The following is a 16,740-nucleotide window of genomic DNA, read 5'->3' as shown; positions in this document are numbered from 1 at the left end:
GCTCTCCGGTGGCCGCTACGGGGTACTGCCAACCGCCCTACCAGCGGCCGATATGGATGCCGACCTCTTCTTCCTTGCGCGTCCATCCGGCCATGGCCGCGTGGCTGACTGTCGGGTGGATACGGCGGTTGCGCAGCCAGTCGAACAGGCGCGCCTGGAAGCGCTCGCGTATCTCTGCATAGGCAGGATCGGCGCCCAGGTCGACGAACTCGTCCGGGTCGTTGCGCAAGTCGAACAACTGCGGCCGCAGGCCTTCGAAGTGCACGAACTTCCAGTCGTGGTCGCGAACCATCGTCATATGGCAGCCGTGCACCGGGCGTCCGACGGGTTCGCGCACGAAATCGCGGAAGGCGTAATCGTTCTCGGAAAACACCGCATCGCGCCATTCGCTCGGCGTCTCGCCGCGCAGCAGCGGCGCTAGCGATCGGCCTTCCACGATGTGGTCGGGAATGGGCAGCCCATAGGCATCGAGAATGGTTGGCACCAGATCGATGGCCTCGACCAGCCGGGCTTCAACGTGGCCTCGCGCAGCGTCCGGGCGCGGGTCGCAGATGATCAACGGGACCTTGGCCACGCTGTCGTGGAAGAGCTCCTTCTCGCCGAGATAGTGGTCGCCAAGGTAATCGCCATGGTCGCTGGAGAAGATCACCATCGTGTCGTCGAAGCGACCGCTGCGTTCAAGGTAGTCGAACAGCACGCCGAGCTGGTCGTCGATCTGCTTGATCAGGCCCATGTAAGTGGGAATGACCGTGTCCCGCACCTCCGCCCGCGAGAAATTGCGGCTCACCTCGCAGTTGCGGAAACCTTGCAGCACGGGGTGCGCATGGTCCAGCTCGCTCTGGTGCTGCCTGACCGGCAGCACATCGTCAGGGCCGTACATCGCGTGATACGGTGCGGGAGCGACGTAGGGCCAGTGTGGCTTGATGTACGACAGGTGCAACACCCAGGGCTGATCGCCGCTCTGCTCGATGAAGTCGATGGCGCGGCGCGTCATGTACGGCGTTTCCGAATCGTGCTCCCGCACTCGTGCAGGCAACCGGGCGTAGCGCATGTCCCAGCCGGACAGGATCTCTCCGCTCTCACCGGCGGCCGAGTTGGCATGGTCGTGCCACGGATTCGCCCCGTCGTACCCACGCTCGCGCAGATAGGCGGTGTATTGGTGGCTCTCGTCGGCAAAGCCTGGTGGCCAGATGCCATCGTCGCGGTCGAACGGCTCGAATCCGCCTTCCGCCACCAGCACGCCCTCAGCGCTGTGCGGATCGATACCCAGTCGCCTGATGCCGGCCCGATCCGCCTCCACGTGCGTCTTGCCCGCTACGGCGACGCGTACGCCATGGGGCCGCAGGAAGTCACCGAGCGTCATCTCGCCAACCGGCATCGGTACGAAGTTCCACACGGCGCCATGGCTCGTCACGTACCGCCCTGTGTAGTAGGACATGCGCGACGGCCCGCACACGGGCCCCTGCACGAACGCGTTGGTAAAGCGCACGCCACGGCTCGCGAGGCGGTCGATGTTGGGGGTATGCAGGCGAGGATGGCCGTAGCAGGACAGGTAGTCCCAGCGCAATTGATCACACATGATCCAAAGGACATTGCGTATGCGTTGCGCTCCCATCTCGACGTCTCCTCTTGTGGCTTCGTAGTGAAGCGGTCAGACACGTTCGCCGCGTCGCCGCCATGGCCAGAACAATATTTCCTGCGAGTGGGCTTCTCAAGCGGCTTCTGCTAGAGTTTCACTCAGTGAAATCAACGGGCAACTGAGTAGTTCCGTGCGGGAGGGTGGTATGTGGGACCCGAAGGTCAAAACAATCACGGCGCTGGATCGGGGACTGGCCGTGTTGGACGAGGTGCGCAGGACCGGAGGCGCGAGCCTGCAGGCACTCCATGATGAAACGGGGCTGCCGAAGGCGACGCTGCTGCGCATTCTGGTGACCCTGGAGCGCCGCGCGCTGATCTGGCGGCGCATCGCTGACGGGCACTACTGCCCCGGCAGTCCGCCGTCCGCAAGCCGGCGGCAATCCGACGTGACCGACCGGCTGGCACAGTTCGCCGCTCCCGAGCTCGACCGGCTTCAGGCCGAGATCCTGTGGCCCTCGGATCTCGCGATCCGGCGCGGCAACGCCATGATGCTGTGCGAAACCAACCGTGCCGAGTCGTACTTCACGATCCGGCGCGACAACATCGGCTTCCAGGTCAATATGCTCCGTTCAGCGGTGGGACAGGCCTATCTGGCCTTCTGCCCGCCGAAGGAACGCGAGATGATCCTGGGAGCCTTGCGCCGCAGCCGCCGGGACGGGGACGCTGTCGCGCGTGATCCGGCGTACGTGTCCCGGTCGATCGAGCGCACGCAGCAGCGCGGCTACGGCGTGCGCGAGCAGGGCTTCGGTGGCGACTATGACAAGCCGCGCACCGAGGCGGACGACCGCCTGGAGGCACTGGCCGTGCCAATCATGGGAGACAAGGGGCGCGTATATGGATGCGTCAACATCGTCTGGATTCGAGGCGTGCGCACGCTGGAGCAGATGGTGACGCAATGCCTCGAACCGCTGCGGCACGCGGCCGACGCCATCGCTGGGAAGATGTCGGCCCGCCCATAGCGCGGGCCCCCGCGCGCCTGCCCTCTGCGCTTCTCGCCTCGGCGCGCCCCGACTTGCCTGCGCCGCCCGGCATACCAGCGGGTTTCACCACGTGAAACCCGCAGTAAAAACCCGGGACATCGGCTGCGCCAGCCGCTAAGTTTGATCCTGTGACGGCTGCTTTGCGCGGCCGCCGCGACTGGCCGGCGCCCCCCTTTTTCTCGCACCGGCCACGACACAAGAACCGAGAAACAGGAGACACCATGCCGAGATGGATCGCATGGATAGCGGCGGCACTGCTGCCGGCGCTTTCATTTGCGCTGCCCGCCACGGCGCGCGCCGCCACCACCCTGGTCGTCAGTGCATTTCTGCCGCCCCAGCACATCTTCAACGTCGCGATCATGAAGCCGTGGGCGCAGGAGGTGGAGCGGGCGACCGAAGGCCGCGTCAGGATCGTTTATCCGCCAACGAGCGTAGGCTCCCCGCAGCAGCAGTGGGACGTGGTCCGCAAGCGCATTGTCGACGGGGCCTATATCTTCAACGGCCTGATTCAGAATCGCGTCACCCTGCCCCAGCTTGCGCACCTGCCGCTTGGCTCGACCACGGCGGCCGGCATGTCGGTGGCACTGTGGCGCACGCATGAAAAGTACTTCAGTCAGGCCGGCGAGTATCGTGACGTGCACCTACTGGCGCTGGTGGTCTTCCCGGCGGGCCAGCTCTACAGCCTCAAGCAGCCCATCACCTCGCGCCAGGCCATGCGGGGCGTCAAGCTGTGGGCGCTGCCAGGCGTCGCGGCGAACCTGATGGATCATGCCGGCGCGGGCGTCGTGGCCACGCCCGCGGCGAAGATGAGCGAACTGGTGGCCGGCGGCACGGTCGATGGCTTCGCGGGCATTCCCGACCTGGACGCCGCTCGCTTCAACGTGGTGCGCTATGCGCGGGCCGAGACCATCATTCCAGGCGGCATTACCGCGCCAAGCTTTTCCTTCTTCGTCAACAAGGCGGCCTGGGATTCGATCTCGGTGGCAGACCGCAGCGCCATCACCGCCTTGTCCGGAGAGGCCTTTGCACGGCGCATGCGCGTCATCGACCAGGCGAACACGCAGGCGCGTGCCGACGCTGTGGCTGGCGGACTGGCGCTTGTCACGCCGCCCCCCGCTTTCCTGGCCGAGCTGACCGACCTCGCGCGTCCGATGGAAGCGCAGTGGCTTGCCGCCGCGGCGCGGCGCAATGTAGACGGACAGGGCGCTCTTCGCTTCTATCGCGAGCAAGCGCTGAAGGAGGCCCAATGAAACATCCGGATTCCGCTGCAACCCCGACGGTTGCGGAGATGGGCTCGGCCAGCGCCGCCCCGCCGCGCGGTTGGGCGGCCCGCTGGCTGCAACGCGCGCTTGGGACCATCGTGGCGCTGGCGCTGTGCTTCATCATGATGCTGACGTTCGGCGACGTTTTCCTGCGCTACTGGCTTTCGTCACCGATCCGCGGCGCCGCCGAAATGGTGCGATTCGCCATGGCCATCCTGATCTTCTCGGCCTTCCCGCTGGTCACGTTGGGCCGGCAGCACATTACCGTGAACATCCTGCAGGACAGGCTTGGCGACCTGGGCACGTGGCTGCAGCAGGCGTTTGTCCTGCTAGTCAGCATCGCAGCCGTGGCGATCATGGCGCGGCAACTGGCCGCCGACGGCGTTGACCTCGCGGAGAACCAGATCACCACCACCGTGCTCGAATGGCCGCTCGCGCCCCTGAGCTATTTCATGAGTGCGCTGGCTGCAGTCACGCTGCTGGTCCTGACCCTGCTAGCGTTCCAGCACCTCAGATCGTTTCCTCGTCACCGGGAGGCATCATGACGCTCGCACTGCTAGGCTTTCTCACCGTCCTGCTGTTCGCATTCGCAGGCGTGCCGCTCGGCTTCGCCATGCTGAGCGTCGGCGTGGGATTCTTCGCTCTCATACGCGGTGTCGAACCGGCGCTGGCGATGGCCGGCATGACCATCGCCGATCTCGCGGCCAACGAGAACCTGTCGGTGTTGCCGATGTTCATCCTGATGGGGACGTTCATCTACAAGGCCGACCTCGCGGAAGAGCTATACGACGCGGCCAATGCGTGGATTGGCCATTTCCGCGGCGGACTGGCCCATGCGACCGTGCTGGCTTGCGCAGGATTCGCCTCCATGTCTGGCAGCTCCATCGCCACGGCGGCCACGATGACCAAGGTCGCCATGCCGCCGATGCGCCGCCATCGTTACGCGGACAGCCTGGCAGCAGGGTGCGTCAGTTCAGGCGGTACGCTGGGCGCGCTGATTCCGCCAAGCTTCCCGCTGCTGATCTACGGTGTGCTGACCGACCAGGACATCGGCAAACTGTTCATCGCTGGGATCGGGCCCGGCCTGCTGCTTGGCACGCTCTTCCTGCTGTCGATCTGGTGGACGGTAAGGCGGGACCCGACCAAGGGCCCGCCGGGAGAACGGGCCTCGTGGGCAGTCCGCTTTCGCAAGGCCGGCAAGATCTGGGGCGTGCTGGTGCTGTTCCTGCTGGTGGTTGGCGGCCTGTACAGCGGCATCTTCACCGCGACCGAAGCCTCCAGCATTGGCGCGACCGGCGCGCTGATATTTGCCGGCATCCGGCGCAAGCTGACCTTCGCCACGCTGCTCGAGTCACTGGTGGAAGCGGGCAAGACCACAGCCATGATCTTCTCGATCGCGTTCGGCGGCATGGTGTTCGCCAACTTCATCACCCTGTCTGGCCTCACGGGAACGCTGGTCGATTGGATTCAGGCGATGCACCTGCCGCTACTGGGCGTCATCCTCGTGATCACCGGCATCTACATCGTGCTCGGCTCGCTGATGGAGGCGCTGGCCATGATGCTGCTGACCATCCCTGTGTTCGCCGCGATCGTGCAGCCGCTTGGCGCGAACATGATCTGGTTCGGGATCTACGTGGCGATGATGATGGAGATCGGCATGATCCATCCACCAGTGGGGATGAACATCTTCATGGTGAGAACCATGCTGCCCGAGCTGTCGATCAGCACGATCTTCAAGGGAACCATCCCCTTTTTGGCCGCCAACGTCATCGCACTCGTGCTGGTGATCCTCGTGCCAGGCATCGCGCTCGCGCTGGTTGGATTGATGCGCTAATCGGACTTGACGCAGGCATTCCGATCCGAGGACGGGATGCTGCGGTCACATCAGAATTCCGGGGTTACGGGCCAACCCTCAACCCTTCCTTCGATCTCCGGCGTCGCTTGTCGGGCCAATTGCGGTCATTGATCGTGTCGTGTTCCAGGACTCTTTTGACTCCATCAACAGACGCTCAAAGCGGTCGAAGGGCCGTTGGCCCGTGCAATAGCTATAGTGCGATAGCTCACCCGGCGCTCTTCCTTAGGCACACGGCTGTAGTTGGGCAGACTCGCATGGTCGCCGTGTTCGAGAGATGAAGCCATTGTTGCGACCGCGGAGAGTCTGATCCGGCTTGGCTTGCTAGGCCAATCAACGGAGATTACCTAGGGAAATCTACTCGGCATCAGACAGCTTTTAGCAACTCGTTGCGCTGCTCCGCCCATTTGAGAAGAGCGTCCAGAGCGGGACAGAGTGCTTGTCCCCAATCAGTCAACCGGTATTCCACCTTGGGCGGCACCTGGGCATAGAGCTTTCTTGCCACGATCCCGTCCGCCTCCAACTGGCGTAGCTGCTGCGCGAGCATCTTTTGCGAAATACCAGGGATGAGCTTCTCCAGATCAGAGAAACGCTGCACCTTGCCATCGAAAAGGTGGAACAGGATGACCAGCTTCCAGCGCCCTTCCAGCAATTTAAGCACTGCTTCGACACCAACTGCGGCCGTGTCGGGTGTGTATTCCTTTCCCATAGGTAGGTAACTTACTTTTCCGTGCGTTCTTGTTCAATAGTAAGTTTATAGTGAAAATTCCTGTATCGAAACTTTGCCATCAGAGGCTCCTTGCATGGACATTTCACTACCCGATGCGGTCTTCACTTTTTTTCAGGTGAGCAATGGTGCCGCGCCTTCGTCGCTGCGACGCGCTTTTTCCGAAAAGGCCGTTGTCCACGATGAAGGCCAGACGTATCAGGGACACGAAGCAATCGAAACCTGGCTGGCGGAAGCGCAGCGCAAGTATGCCTATAGCGTAGAGCCGTTGACGTTCGTGCAAGACGACGCCCGCGTCACTGTCGTGGCTCAATATGCTGGCAACTTCCCCGGAGGTGTCGCCGACCTGAAACATGTATTCCGGCTCACGGACCACAAGATTGAATTTCTAGAGATCCACTGATGACCACGAACCGCGAACTCACGGGCAAGCGTGTGCTGGTCACGGCTGGCACGAAGGGCGTTGGCCGCGCCGTCGTCGAACTGCTCCGCGAACTCGGCGCGCGCATCCTGACGACGGCTCGTGCCAAGCCGGACTTCATTCCCGACGCCATGTTCGTCGAAGCCGACCTCACTACGCCGGACGGTTGCGCCACCGTAGCACGGGCCATCGAAAACCGGCTGGGTGGCGTGGACGCCATCATCCATGTCCTGGGCGGATCGTCAGCCCCGGCAGGCGGTTTTGCCGCGCTGGATGAAACCGAATGGCAGAAAGAGCTGAACCTCAATCTGTTTCCGGCCGTACGACTGGATCGGGCGTTGTTGCCGAAGATGATTGAGCAACGTGCAGGCGTCATCATCCACGTCACGTCCATCCAGAATCGTTTGCCCTTGCCGGAATCGACCACGGCTTATGCTGCCGCCAAGGCTGCACTGTCCGCGTACAGCAAGAGTCTGTCGAAGGAAATCACGCCTAAGGGCGTGCGCGTCGTGCGCGTGTCGCCGGGCTGGGTGGAAACCGAAGCGGCAGTTGCGCTGGCAGAACGGCTTGCCAGCCAGGCCGGTACGGATTACGAAGGCGGCAAGCAGATCATCATGGATGCGCTGGGTGGCATCCCGCTCGGGCGGCCGTGCAAGCCGGCGGAAGTCGCCGACCTGATCGCCTTTTTGATCTCGCCGCGTGCGGCGGCGATCAGCGGGACAGAGTACGTGATCGACGGTGGAACCATTCCCACCGCGTAAGACTCATCCATCTGGACACCGACACGATTCTGCAGTACTCATCGCCCGGGCACCCTTTGCGTCCTGGTGTACCGCCGCTGGGTTGGGGCGTGCGCCCCGCGTCGCGGGAGCCGCTGCCATCCGGCTTTGACCCCTGACGCCTTTGGCCCGCGCGGGCCTGGGCGCTCCGCTTGCCGATGATGAAGCTGCTAGGGCGAGTCGTAAGGCTGTCGGTTTCCATCGCCGTTTTAAGGCGGTGATGGCGTCGAGCCCGTTGCAATATAAGGAGCGAATCCGATTGTTGCACGCGATCGCTGCTGGTTCGTAGTCACGACGGTGCGACGTCGATTGTCTTCAGCGACCCAGTTCAGCATAGATTAGGCTCGCCTGTTCGGTCTGCCATCCTCAAGTGACCTTGCGAAGGCCATCCAAAAACTTCGGGGCGCATACTCACCGCACAAACCAATGCCGCGGGACGGTCTGTGCCATAGCATCGAGGGTTCACAACGCACTTTCGGGAGAAGGAGGGCTGTTGACAGGCGCCGAAAAATCTCCCTCACGTATCGCTTTCCGTTTTGTAGCCGATCCAGTTACAGAGTGTCGAGTCAACCGGGATGTTCCAGTGCCTGATATTGAGGTGTTCTGTCTAGAGCGGACACGTCTGGTTCATGCTGCAGCTAGTCGATTGAGGTAGCTTGCAGCGACTTCGCCTGGCGTTTGGTACCCCAACTTGGAATGCCGCCGTTGGCGATTGTAAAAAATTTCAATGTACTCACGAACAGAGGCCATGGCTTCCATCCGGGTGGCATACCGATGGTGGTACACCAGCTCTGCTTTCAGACTGCCCCAGAAGCTTTCCATGGGCGCATTGTCGTAGCAATTTCCCTTGCGTGACATCGATGCCTGCATGCCGAACTGCGCCAGCAACCTGCGATAGCCGTGAGCACAGTATTGGCTACCCCTGTCCGAATGATGTATCAGGCCGGGCCGCGGCCGCTTGCTACGCACCGCCCGGAACAGCGCCTCGCCTACCAGTTCCTGTGTCATTCTGGGCCCCATCGCGTAGCCCACGATCTCGCATGTGTACAGGTCCTTGATTCCTGCCAGGTACAACCACCCCTCGTCGGTTGCGATATACGTGATGTCAGTCACCCACGCGGCGTTTGGCCTGTCGGCTTCAAACTTCTGCTCCAGTAGGTTGGGCGCCACTGGCAGATTATGTGCCGAGCGCGTTGTCGCCACGAATCGACGCTTTTGCCGACACCGAATCCCCATCTCATTGCGCAGTCGGGCCAGCCGGTCACGACCGACCATGAATCCATCGCCAGCCAGTTCTCGCTGCAGGCGCCGCGTGCCATACGTCTGACGCGTGCGCTTGTGGGCCGCCCGGATCGCCAGATGCAACCGCTCCTGTTCCGGACTGAGCCCGTGAGGTCTGTGCGTCCAGTCGTAATAACCACTGCGCGAGACTCCCAATACCCGGCACATCATCTTCACCGGATACACTTCTCGCCATTGCCTCACGAACGCGTACCGGGCAGTGATTCCCTGGCGAAGTACGCTGCGGCTTTTTTTACAATATCGCGCTCCAGCTTCGCTTCTGCCAGCTCCTTGCGCAGCCTCGCATTCTCCGCCGCCAGCTCCGCCACTGTCACGCCTCCTGGTGCCGCTGTTGCTCCAGGCGCTTTGGCTCTCAACACCCAATTCGTCAACGTGCCCTTCGGAATCCCAAGACGCTGGGCGGCCGACTGCAGCGTCAGCCCCTGTTCCAGCACCAGTCTCACGGCCTCTGCCTGAAACTCTTCCGTGTACGTCTGTCTTGCCTTGCTCATCTTCGCGCGCTCCTGATCCACGATCTTAATCTAAGGACCAGGCGTGTCTGTCTCGATCAGGCTACCTCATATGTGGTCGTCAAGGGACACTGGCAAGCTGGGTGCAACAGGCTGTTTAGGGTCGATGGACTGATATGACTCCTCGTGTCAATCGTGATCGGTTTTCGGTTTTGCGTGCATCTGAATTCCCTGAGGGCGACGTAGCAGTACGTCTCGACGGTGGATCACACTGATATCCGCGGATTGCTTGCCGCATTACGGTGGTCCGCCCCTTGAGCCTGCCGCTACCTAAAGTCGCAAATCGCAAGGATTGTGTTTGAGGTGTTCTGTCTAGAGCGGACACGTCTGGTTCATGCTGCAGCTAGTCGATTGAGGTAGCTTGCAGCGACTTCGCCTGGCGTTTGGTACCCCAACTTGGAATGCCGCCGTTGGCGATTGTAAAAAATTTCAATGTACTCACGAACAGAGGCCATGGCTTCCATCCGGGTGGCATACCGATGGTGGTACACCAGCTCTGCTTTCAGACTGCCCCAGAAGCTTTCCATGGGCGCATTGTCGTAGCAATTTCCCTTGCGTGACATCGATGCCTGCATGCCGAACTGCGCCAGCAACCTGCGATAGCCGTGAGCACAGTATTGGCTACCCCTGTCCGAATGATGTATCAGGCCGGGCCGCGGCCGCTTGCTACGCACCGCCCGGAACAGCGCCTCGCCTACCAGTTCCTGTGTCATTCTGGGCCCCATCGCGTAGCCCACGATCTCGCATGTGTACAGGTCCTTGATTCCTGCCAGGTACAACCACCCCTCGTCGGTTGCGATATACGTGATGTCAGTCACCCACGCGGCGTTTGGCCTGTCGGCTTCAAACTTCTGCTCCAGTAGGTTGGGCGCCACTGGCAGATTATGTGCCGAGCGCGTTGTCGCCACGAATCGACGCTTTTGCCGACACCGAATCCCCATCTCATTGCGCAGTCGGGCCAGCCGGTCACGACCGACCATGAATCCATCGCCAGCCAGTTCTCGCTGCAGGCGCCGCGTGCCATACGTCTGACGCGTGCGCTTGTGGGCCGCCCGGATCGCCAGATGCAACCGCTCCTGTTCCGGACTGAGCCCGTGAGGTCTGTGCGTCCAGTCGTAATAACCACTGCGCGAGACTCCCAATACCCGGCACATCATCTTCACCGGATACACTTCTCGCCATTGCCTCACGAACGCGTACCGGGCAGTGATTCCCTGGCGAAGTACGCTGCGGCTTTTTTTACAATATCGCGCTCCAGCTTCGCTTCTGCCAGCTCCTTGCGCAGCCTCGCATTCTCCGCCGCCAGCTCCGCCACTGTCACGCCTCCTGGTGCCGCTGTTGCTCCAGGCGCTTTGGCTCTCAACACCCAATTCGTCAACGTGCCCTTCGGAATCCCAAGACGCTGGGCGGCCGACTGCAGCGTCAGCCCCTGTTCCAGCACCAGTCTCACGGCCTCTGCCTGAAACTCTTCCGTGTACGTCTGTCTTGCCTTGCTCATCTTCGCGCGCTCCTGATCCACGATCTTAATCTAAGGACCAGGCGTGTCTGTCTCGATCAGGCTACCTCAGTTGCATAGTCCAATCGCGGGTTGCTCGGGTGCCGGGCTACGCCGCCTTCAGGGAACTCCTCGTGTCCAGATGGTTGCAAAGGTCTCCAGCGTCAGGCAGCGGGAGCATTGGGGCGTGGTATGGCAAGGGACATGGCGAGTCTGCTGATGTCCCAGATGAACCCCGCAAGCTCTCGCGCAACGGCGACTACGCCGATGTTTACGTTCTTGCCGCGCGCTGCGAGCTTGCGATACCGCCGGCATAGGCGAACCTGAGCATCCCATGCACGGTCAATGATTGGTTTAGGAATGCCTTCATGGCGACGTTGGATATCAGGGCTGACGCGCGCGGGATAGCGGTAACTCCAGGCAGCCTCGACCAGCAATTTTCTTGCATAGCTGTTTCCGTTCTTGGTAATACTGCCTTGGCTACGCCGGTCTCCGGAGGAGTGTTCGGAGGGAGTAACGCCAAGCCAGGCCATCAGTTGACGCGGATGCTCAAAGCGCGACAGATCTCCGAGTTCGGCAAGCATGCCCACGGCGGTGGTGAACTGCACACCTCGCATGGCCTGCAGGCCGAGTATGGCTGGATAGAATCGCCAGTTGACGACGGCCTCTCGTAGTGCGGCCTCAAGGCGATCGCATTGTGCAAGCCTGTCTTCGATGGTGCGGCGGCACTCGTCAAAGGCTAGGTGCTGCCAGGGATTGGGGAAGGAGTACGTGCTTATCCACCGGCGGTGTGCGGGCCCCCAGTTGGCGTTGCCGGCGTAGCGCACGCCGTGCGAGAGCAGAAAGGACTTGAGCCTTTGGCGAGCATGCTTGAGATCCGTCTTGGCGGCAGTCCATGCGCGGGCCAGGTCCCGGAATGCTTCGTCTTCGACACCCGGAACATACACCGCTGTGAGGTCACCGGCGCGCAGCGAGCGCGCCAATTTGAGCGCGTCGCGCCGGTCGGTCTTGACCCGCTCGCCAGGCTTCCGTGGAATCAGTGATGGCGCGCACACTATGCAGTCGAATCCCCTCTGGACCAGTTGGCGGTAGAGGCCATAGCCGCAAGGGCCTGCTTCATAGACGATGCGTACGTGCTGCGCCTTGGACTGTATGCGCTGGCACAGGCGGTCAACATCCGTTTTCGAGGTGCCGATCTTGCCTAGCAATTCCACCTCTCCCATGCCGATGGCATAAGCTGCAGTGATCGATTCCTTGTGTACATCGAGACCGACGTACACCGTGCTATCGTTTCCCATGCTGGCCTCCGTGCTGGAAATCCCCGGGGTGTGGACTAAGGCCACACCATGCGGCTCTGGCAGCCATGCTAACCCGCGTTTGATTCCCCACGGCGGGCCAGCCACCACATGGAGTCATACTGCCTAAACCGCTCGCGCGGTAGGGGCTACGGCCAGTTCCGGTCGTCGTGTTCGACTCCGTCGAACGTCCGACCCTCTGGCTTCAAACGGCCTTTCGGGGCCCAGCCAAGATGGCAGCCGTCTAAGTGAGCGGTACTCCGGGTCCCTGCGAACCTTCGGCATCGGCTTGCCGGAACCGATTAGCTGCAATTTGGGGGCGACATGCGGCCGCAGCGGGAAGCCTCCCGATGCGGCCAAACGCTGCTACCATTCACGCCAGATCGAGAAGCAAAGCGTGCGCAATTCCCTCCACCGGCTCAGGATGGCCGGCCTCCTCATCGTCGCCTTTCTGACAGTGCAACTGGCAGCGGCTGCGTATGCCTGTACGGGAGCCCGCTATTCGCTTCAGGCCATGGAGGACATGGCCGGCATGACCGAATCCTGCCCCGAGATGGCGGCGGAGGCGCAGCACAGTGGCGGCAAGCACGATGGGCTCTGCCTGGAGCATTGTCAGCTCGGTTCAAAATCCGCAGACCACGCTTCCCCACAGGTCCCGGCATTCCTGCCGGTGCTTGGGAACGTGCTCGAACCAACCCCGGTTCCCGCCGCCGACTATCTCACTCTGGCTCGAGGCGCAGCCGTTGCTCGCGCTCCGCCACCGCCGCTCTCCATCCTCCATTGCTGCTATCGCACGTAGCCTCCTGAACGACGCAATCCAGGTGCTGTCCCGCTGATCCGGGACGGCTGTCATTGCTCGTGGAGGCTTTATGCATTTCCCTCTTCGCTTTCTGCAGGCGTTGGTGGTTGCGCCAGCTTTTGTACACGCCCAGCCAGCATCAACGCTTTCCCTTGAGGAAGCCGTAGCGCTGGCGACATCTCGCGCCGCCAACGCCGAAACATCACGTGGCTCCGTAGAATCCGCCGTGCAGATGGCGGTCGCGGCCGGCCAGCTACCGGACCCCGTCCTCAAACTCGGACTCGACAACGTGCCGGTGACTGGGCCGGACCAGTTCTCGCTTACGCGGGACTTCATGACCCAGCGCTCGATCAGCGTTGCGCAGGAATTCACCCGGTCTGACAAACGCAAGGCCCGCTCAGACCGCTACGAGGCCGAGGCAGCGTCGGCCGAGGCGCAACGAACCGTTGGCATGGCCAGCGTCCAGCGCGGCGTGGCGGCCGCCTGGCTCGATCGCTGGTATGCCGAGCAGGCCGATGTGCTGCTCGGCCACCATAACCACCCGCTCGAACTCGAGCTGGAGGCAGCCACGGCCGCGTACCGGAGTGGGCGTGGCACGCGCGCGGATGTGCTAGCGGCCGAAATGGAAATCCAGAAACTGCACGACCGGCGTGACGAGAATCGGGCCGCCATCGAGGCCGCCACCGCCAATCTCGCGCGATGGGTGGGAGAGGCAGGCAGCCGGCCTCTGTCGGAACGGCCGTCACTTGTCGTGCCGTCTCGTGTGCAGCAACTCGCCGGGGCCGACCTGAACGCCGTGCCGGAGATGGCCGCCTCCCAGCGAAACATCGCCTTGGCAGAAGCCGATGTGCGGGTCGCGACCGATGGCAGGAGGCCCGATGTCACGGTCGAATTAAAGTACAGCCAACGCGGCCCCGCCTACTCCAACATGGCGTCGATCAATGTCTTGTCCGGGCCACCTTGCGCTGCGAAACGAATGCTGACGAACATACCCGGAACCAGTTGCCGGCTCCTGTTCTGCAGCTCGATCCGGACCTTCAACGTACGCGTACCAAGGTTGACGTCCGGGAGAATGGCATCGACCTTGCCGGCCAGCGTCTGCCCGGGAAGCCCTGCCGCGGTGGCCGTGATCGGCTGCCCCGGCCTAGCGACGCATGAGCATGAAGCCCCAAAGCACGGTGCCCGCACCAAAACCTGTAGACGCCGAAGTGCGCAAGATAGATGCGGCGAACGGAAGAATCACCCTTAAGCACGGCGCCATCGAGAACTTGGGAATGCCGGCCATGACCATGACGTTTCCGGTAAAGGACAAAGCCAGCTTGGCTACCCTGAAAAAGGGGGACAAGGTGAAGGCAACCTTCGACTCGGTCAAAGGTGCACCGACTGTGACGGAAATTTCCCCTCGCTAAGGTTGCCGCCGCCTGAGATTGTCACAGAGCAAACAGGAAGCCCACGTTCGTAGCCGTCCGGCGTCTTCGCCGGACGGCTCACGTAAAACGACGTGTTGCAAGAGGGCTTCGAGACATTCGATTTTTTGCGGAAATCGACAGCGTTACTATGCAGCCGGTTGCGCAGCTACCGCCCCAGTCCTTCACAAGATTATTCTTGGCAGCCGTGCCTGAGCGAACCCGCCAAATTGCTCGCCTTAGACTTTCGTGTCCGCTTCGGGGCGGATAGCCGCCGCCATGCAGGGGCAAGGCAAACGGCTGAGATGGGTCGCGAAGAGCCTTCCGAAGGCGAAGGCATCGCCTTGACGGCATACTTTCGTGACCGTGAAATTACAGGGAGAGCCCCCTCTTCTGACGTCCAAGCCAGTCTAGGAGGCAAAAACAATTTGAGCCCTCTGGCTCGGTGGTTGCCGCCGGAAGTCGACCACCCGCCAGCGCTGCGAACGCGGCGTTTTCCGCCGAAGCTCGCCGCGTCAAGACTCCCGACAACGAACCCGTGGGAGTTCGTCCGCAGCCTCTGTGTCCGCGCGCCGGTGCTGATGCTGCAGGCGGTGATGCATCGTCTCGCAGCGGATCAACATTATTTCCGCGGGTTCCTCCACTGCACCGGCAAGGTCAGCGTCCGCGGTGACTTGCGGATAGACTTCACGCGAGACAACCGCGATGATGACAAGGATGGCGCCGATGCCAAGCATTCGGACGACGATGCGGAGGGTGGGCGCCATGGCGGCATTGCACTTGGATAAGCAAGAGGCGATAGTCTGTGAGACTACACGAGGGGGGGCGCGCGACGGTGTCACGCCTTGGCAGGATTGACACGATCCGTTTTTTCGCGGCGGCGGCATTGCGCGTTCGCAACTGGCGGTGCTGAAAATATGTCCTGGAAATCGATCGAAGTCTTACCGAGCGGCCACTACTGGGCCGTGCCGCACGCCCCGTTCGCGCTGGACGGCGGCAATCGCCACGATGAGGTCTTCCCCGGCGCCGAGTGCGTCAGCGACGGCAAGTGGGTGATCTTTCACCGAGGCGGGCAAGAAGTGTGGGCGTGCAACGCCGTGTATGAGGCCGCCCATTTCGACTGTGCTGTCGTGCTCTCAGCAGGCGCTTCGATCGCTGGCTGAGGGGCTGGGGCGTCGGCGGCCCTCTGCGTTCGCCGAGCCTCGAACAGAATCTCCCTCCCCGCTACAGGAAAATTTCGTTCTCCGGGCGTTATGTTCACTACTATAGTGATAGTCACGGTTTTGCTGTGGAAACCGTCGGTTTGCGACTGGAAGCAAATTTGATTATGGCCGGTCGGAGACACCCCACAACTGTGCAGGAACAAGAGTACGCAAACCAACGAAACTTCGTTTTCCGGTAAGTCGTGTGTAAACTCATGGGTACTGGCTCCCTGCGTAAGGGGCCGGGTTGCAGGACGCCGTGCCGATGGTAGTTGATTAAGGCTGTGGGCACTTATGAAACATCCACTATGGCAAAAATTCTATCATTTGGTATCCCGGCACTAGCTCTGATTATCGGGCTCTATGCAGCGGCAAAGCTGCGGCACAAGAATGGTAGCGACATTAGGGTAGTCTGGTATTTCTTTTCCCTCGCGCTCACCACCACTACAGGTGTGACGCTATGGGCAAACTATACGGGCTGGATCGACGAACGTGGAACTTTTCAAGGCACACTTGGTACCTTCATCGGTAGCCTGCTACATGTGATGCTCGACCTAAATACCGACATCGCGATCGTCGCAAGTCTAGCCGCCTTGGTTTCAGTGCCTCAAATTCTCAGCTATTTTTTGAGTGGACTATCGGGCTGCGCTACTGCTCCTGTGCTTTTCAAACAGAGCATCGCCTTCGTTATCTGGAGTGTAGTCAAATCCTTCGCGGTGGCAGCCGGCATACTGTTTCCCTTGGCGATAATCGGATTTGTGATGCATTGGAAAAGCTGGGACGTCTTGGGAATGGCAACCCTTCTGCTTTTGGCCCTCGCTATGATTGGCCTATCTTTCTCAATGCTTGCTTTCTACCGCGACGCGGAGGAAATGTTCAATGCAGGGTACAGATGGATCCCCCGCTTACTGCGCCGGTCATTTCTTCAAGTCCACCGCTGGCTTACCAGGAACAAGGGTCGGCGCGACTCGCGTTCGAGCAGCAAATGTGACCCGAGCGCTAGGCCTTTCTCAACGACACCGCCGCAGTAGGAGCAAGATAAGCGACTACAAATTCGAGCCCGACACACTGAA

Annotated in this window: 16 protein-coding genes and 1 pseudogene; 12 read left to right on the top strand and 5 right to left on the bottom strand. The window is 61.5% G+C overall.

Translation table 11 applies throughout. The annotated features are described in order from the left end of the window. Positions 1–37: 37 nt before the first annotated feature. Complete coding sequence (locus ACIGJG_RS32100; protein ID WP_483674101.1) at positions 38–1,615, bottom strand: alkaline phosphatase family protein; 1,578 nt, start codon at positions 1,613–1,615, stop codon at positions 38–40. 169 nt (positions 1,616–1,784) lie between these two features. Here ACIGJG_RS32100 and ACIGJG_RS32095 point away from each other — a divergent pair, with 169 nt between their 5' ends. The 4 genes from ACIGJG_RS32095 (at position 1,785) to ACIGJG_RS32080 (ending at position 5,714) form a co-directional block, all read left to right on the top strand. After that, entirely contained in the window at positions 1,785–2,597 is an 813-nt protein-coding gene (locus tag ACIGJG_RS32095; protein WP_483674100.1) for an IclR family transcriptional regulator domain-containing protein, read from the top strand. A gap of 242 nt (positions 2,598–2,839) precedes the next feature. After that, positions 2,840–3,868, top strand: a complete 1,029-nt coding sequence (gene dctP, locus ACIGJG_RS32090; protein WP_483674099.1) for a TRAP transporter substrate-binding protein DctP — start codon at positions 2,840–2,842, stop codon at positions 3,866–3,868. Beyond that, positions 3,865–4,425, top strand: coding sequence for a TRAP transporter small permease (locus tag ACIGJG_RS32085; RefSeq protein ID WP_483674098.1), 561 nt, complete (start codon positions 3,865–3,867; stop codon positions 4,423–4,425). Before dctP ends, ACIGJG_RS32085 begins: the two co-directional genes overlap by 4 nt. Next, on the top strand, positions 4,422–5,714 hold the full coding sequence (locus tag ACIGJG_RS32080; protein ID WP_483674097.1) for a TRAP transporter large permease: 1,293 nt from the start codon (positions 4,422–4,424) through the stop codon (positions 5,712–5,714). The genes ACIGJG_RS32085 and ACIGJG_RS32080 overlap by 4 nt, the downstream gene beginning before the upstream one ends. 385 nt (positions 5,715–6,099) lie before the next feature. Here ACIGJG_RS32080 and ACIGJG_RS32075 read toward each other — a convergent pair whose 3' ends face one another. Beyond that, entirely contained in the window at positions 6,100–6,441 is a 342-nt protein-coding gene (locus ACIGJG_RS32075) for a winged helix-turn-helix transcriptional regulator (RefSeq protein WP_018312229.1), read from the bottom strand. Between the two features lie 94 nt (positions 6,442–6,535). On the opposite strand from ACIGJG_RS32075, the gene ACIGJG_RS32070 reads away from it, so the two are divergent. Together ACIGJG_RS32070 and ACIGJG_RS32065 are read left to right on the top strand one after the other, a co-directional pair. After that, complete coding sequence (locus ACIGJG_RS32070; protein ID WP_483674096.1) at positions 6,536–6,862, top strand: nuclear transport factor 2 family protein; 327 nt, start codon at positions 6,536–6,538, stop codon at positions 6,860–6,862. Further along, on the top strand, positions 6,862–7,641 hold the full coding sequence (locus ACIGJG_RS32065; RefSeq protein ID WP_483674095.1) for an SDR family oxidoreductase: 780 nt from the start codon (positions 6,862–6,864) through the stop codon (positions 7,639–7,641). Before ACIGJG_RS32070 ends, ACIGJG_RS32065 begins: the two co-directional genes overlap by 1 nt. Before the next feature lie 645 nt (positions 7,642–8,286). Here ACIGJG_RS32065 and ACIGJG_RS32060 read toward each other — a convergent pair. The 3 genes and pseudogenes from ACIGJG_RS32060 to ACIGJG_RS32050 form a co-directional block, all read right to left on the bottom strand. After that, a protein-coding gene (locus tag ACIGJG_RS32060; protein ID WP_483673311.1) for an IS3 family transposase occupies positions 8,287–9,452 on the bottom strand; the annotation gives its coding sequence in 2 pieces (ribosomal slippage) (positions 8,287–9,188 and positions 9,188–9,452; 1,167 coding nt in all). 350 nt (positions 9,453–9,802) lie between these two features. Beyond that, a protein-coding gene (locus ACIGJG_RS32055) for an IS3 family transposase (protein ID WP_483673311.1) occupies positions 9,803–10,968 on the bottom strand; the annotation gives its coding sequence in 2 pieces (ribosomal slippage) (positions 9,803–10,704 and positions 10,704–10,968; 1,167 coding nt in all). Between the two features lie 117 nt (positions 10,969–11,085). Next, positions 11,086–12,263 (bottom strand): annotated as a pseudogene (locus ACIGJG_RS32050) (IS110 family RNA-guided transposase). Between the two features lie 394 nt (positions 12,264–12,657). Here ACIGJG_RS32050 and ACIGJG_RS32045 point away from each other — a divergent pair. From ACIGJG_RS32045 to ACIGJG_RS32020, 6 genes are all read left to right on the top strand, one after another. Next, positions 12,658–13,059 carry a copper resistance protein gene (locus tag ACIGJG_RS32045; RefSeq protein WP_483674094.1) on the top strand — a complete coding sequence of 134 codons (402 nt, stop codon included), beginning with the start codon at positions 12,658–12,660 and terminating at the stop codon, positions 13,057–13,059. Between the two features lie 70 nt (positions 13,060–13,129). Then, the gene (locus ACIGJG_RS32040) at positions 13,130–14,308 is read left to right on the top strand and encodes a TolC family protein (protein ID WP_483674093.1); all 1,179 of its coding nucleotides are present in this window, start codon (positions 13,130–13,132) and stop codon (positions 14,306–14,308) included. Then, positions 14,214–14,468, top strand: coding sequence for a copper-binding protein (locus tag ACIGJG_RS32035; RefSeq protein ID WP_483674092.1), 255 nt, complete (start codon positions 14,214–14,216; stop codon positions 14,466–14,468). The genes ACIGJG_RS32040 and ACIGJG_RS32035 overlap by 95 nt, the downstream gene beginning before the upstream one ends. A 302-nt stretch (positions 14,469–14,770) precedes the next feature. Then, entirely contained in the window at positions 14,771–15,253 is a 483-nt protein-coding gene (locus ACIGJG_RS32030) for a hypothetical protein (protein ID WP_483674091.1), read from the top strand. Between the two features lie 129 nt (positions 15,254–15,382). After that, on the top strand, positions 15,383–15,628 hold the full coding sequence (locus ACIGJG_RS32025; RefSeq protein ID WP_483674090.1) for a hypothetical protein: 246 nt from the start codon (positions 15,383–15,385) through the stop codon (positions 15,626–15,628). A 347-nt stretch (positions 15,629–15,975) separates the two neighbouring features. Then, positions 15,976–16,698, top strand: coding sequence for a hypothetical protein (locus ACIGJG_RS32020; protein ID WP_483674089.1), 723 nt, complete (start codon positions 15,976–15,978; stop codon positions 16,696–16,698). Positions 16,699–16,740: the final 42 nt, after the last annotated feature.

The organism is Cupriavidus sp. C1SS-2L, assembly GCF_057073735.1.
Note: the sequence above shows the minus strand (reverse complement) of the source record. Positions and strands in the feature narration are given on the sequence as shown.

Excerpts from the sequence above, each read along its gene's own strand:
- ACIGJG_RS32100 (WP_483674101.1), bottom strand. The coding sequence starts at position 1,615 with ATGGGAGCGCAACGCATACGCAATGTCCTTTGGATCATGTGTGATCAA.
- ACIGJG_RS32095 (WP_483674100.1), top strand. The coding sequence starts at position 1,785 with ATGTGGGACCCGAAGGTCAAAACAATCACGGCGCTGGATCGGGGACTG.
- dctP (WP_483674099.1), top strand. The coding sequence starts at position 2,840 with ATGCCGAGATGGATCGCATGGATAGCGGCGGCACTGCTGCCGGCGCTT.
- ACIGJG_RS32085 (WP_483674098.1), top strand. The coding sequence starts at position 3,865 with ATGAAACATCCGGATTCCGCTGCAACCCCGACGGTTGCGGAGATGGGC.
- ACIGJG_RS32080 (WP_483674097.1), top strand. The coding sequence starts at position 4,422 with ATGACGCTCGCACTGCTAGGCTTTCTCACCGTCCTGCTGTTCGCATTC.
- ACIGJG_RS32075 (WP_018312229.1), bottom strand. The coding sequence starts at position 6,441 with ATGGGAAAGGAATACACACCCGACACGGCCGCAGTTGGTGTCGAAGCA.
- ACIGJG_RS32070 (WP_483674096.1), top strand. The coding sequence starts at position 6,536 with ATGGACATTTCACTACCCGATGCGGTCTTCACTTTTTTTCAGGTGAGC.
- ACIGJG_RS32065 (WP_483674095.1), top strand. The coding sequence starts at position 6,862 with ATGACCACGAACCGCGAACTCACGGGCAAGCGTGTGCTGGTCACGGCT.
- ACIGJG_RS32040 (WP_483674093.1), top strand. The coding sequence starts at position 13,130 with ATGCATTTCCCTCTTCGCTTTCTGCAGGCGTTGGTGGTTGCGCCAGCT.
- ACIGJG_RS32035 (WP_483674092.1), top strand. The coding sequence starts at position 14,214 with ATGAGCATGAAGCCCCAAAGCACGGTGCCCGCACCAAAACCTGTAGAC.
- ACIGJG_RS32030 (WP_483674091.1), top strand. The coding sequence starts at position 14,771 with ATGGGTCGCGAAGAGCCTTCCGAAGGCGAAGGCATCGCCTTGACGGCA.
- ACIGJG_RS32025 (WP_483674090.1), top strand. The coding sequence starts at position 15,383 with ATGTCCTGGAAATCGATCGAAGTCTTACCGAGCGGCCACTACTGGGCC.
- ACIGJG_RS32020 (WP_483674089.1), top strand. The coding sequence starts at position 15,976 with ATGGCAAAAATTCTATCATTTGGTATCCCGGCACTAGCTCTGATTATC.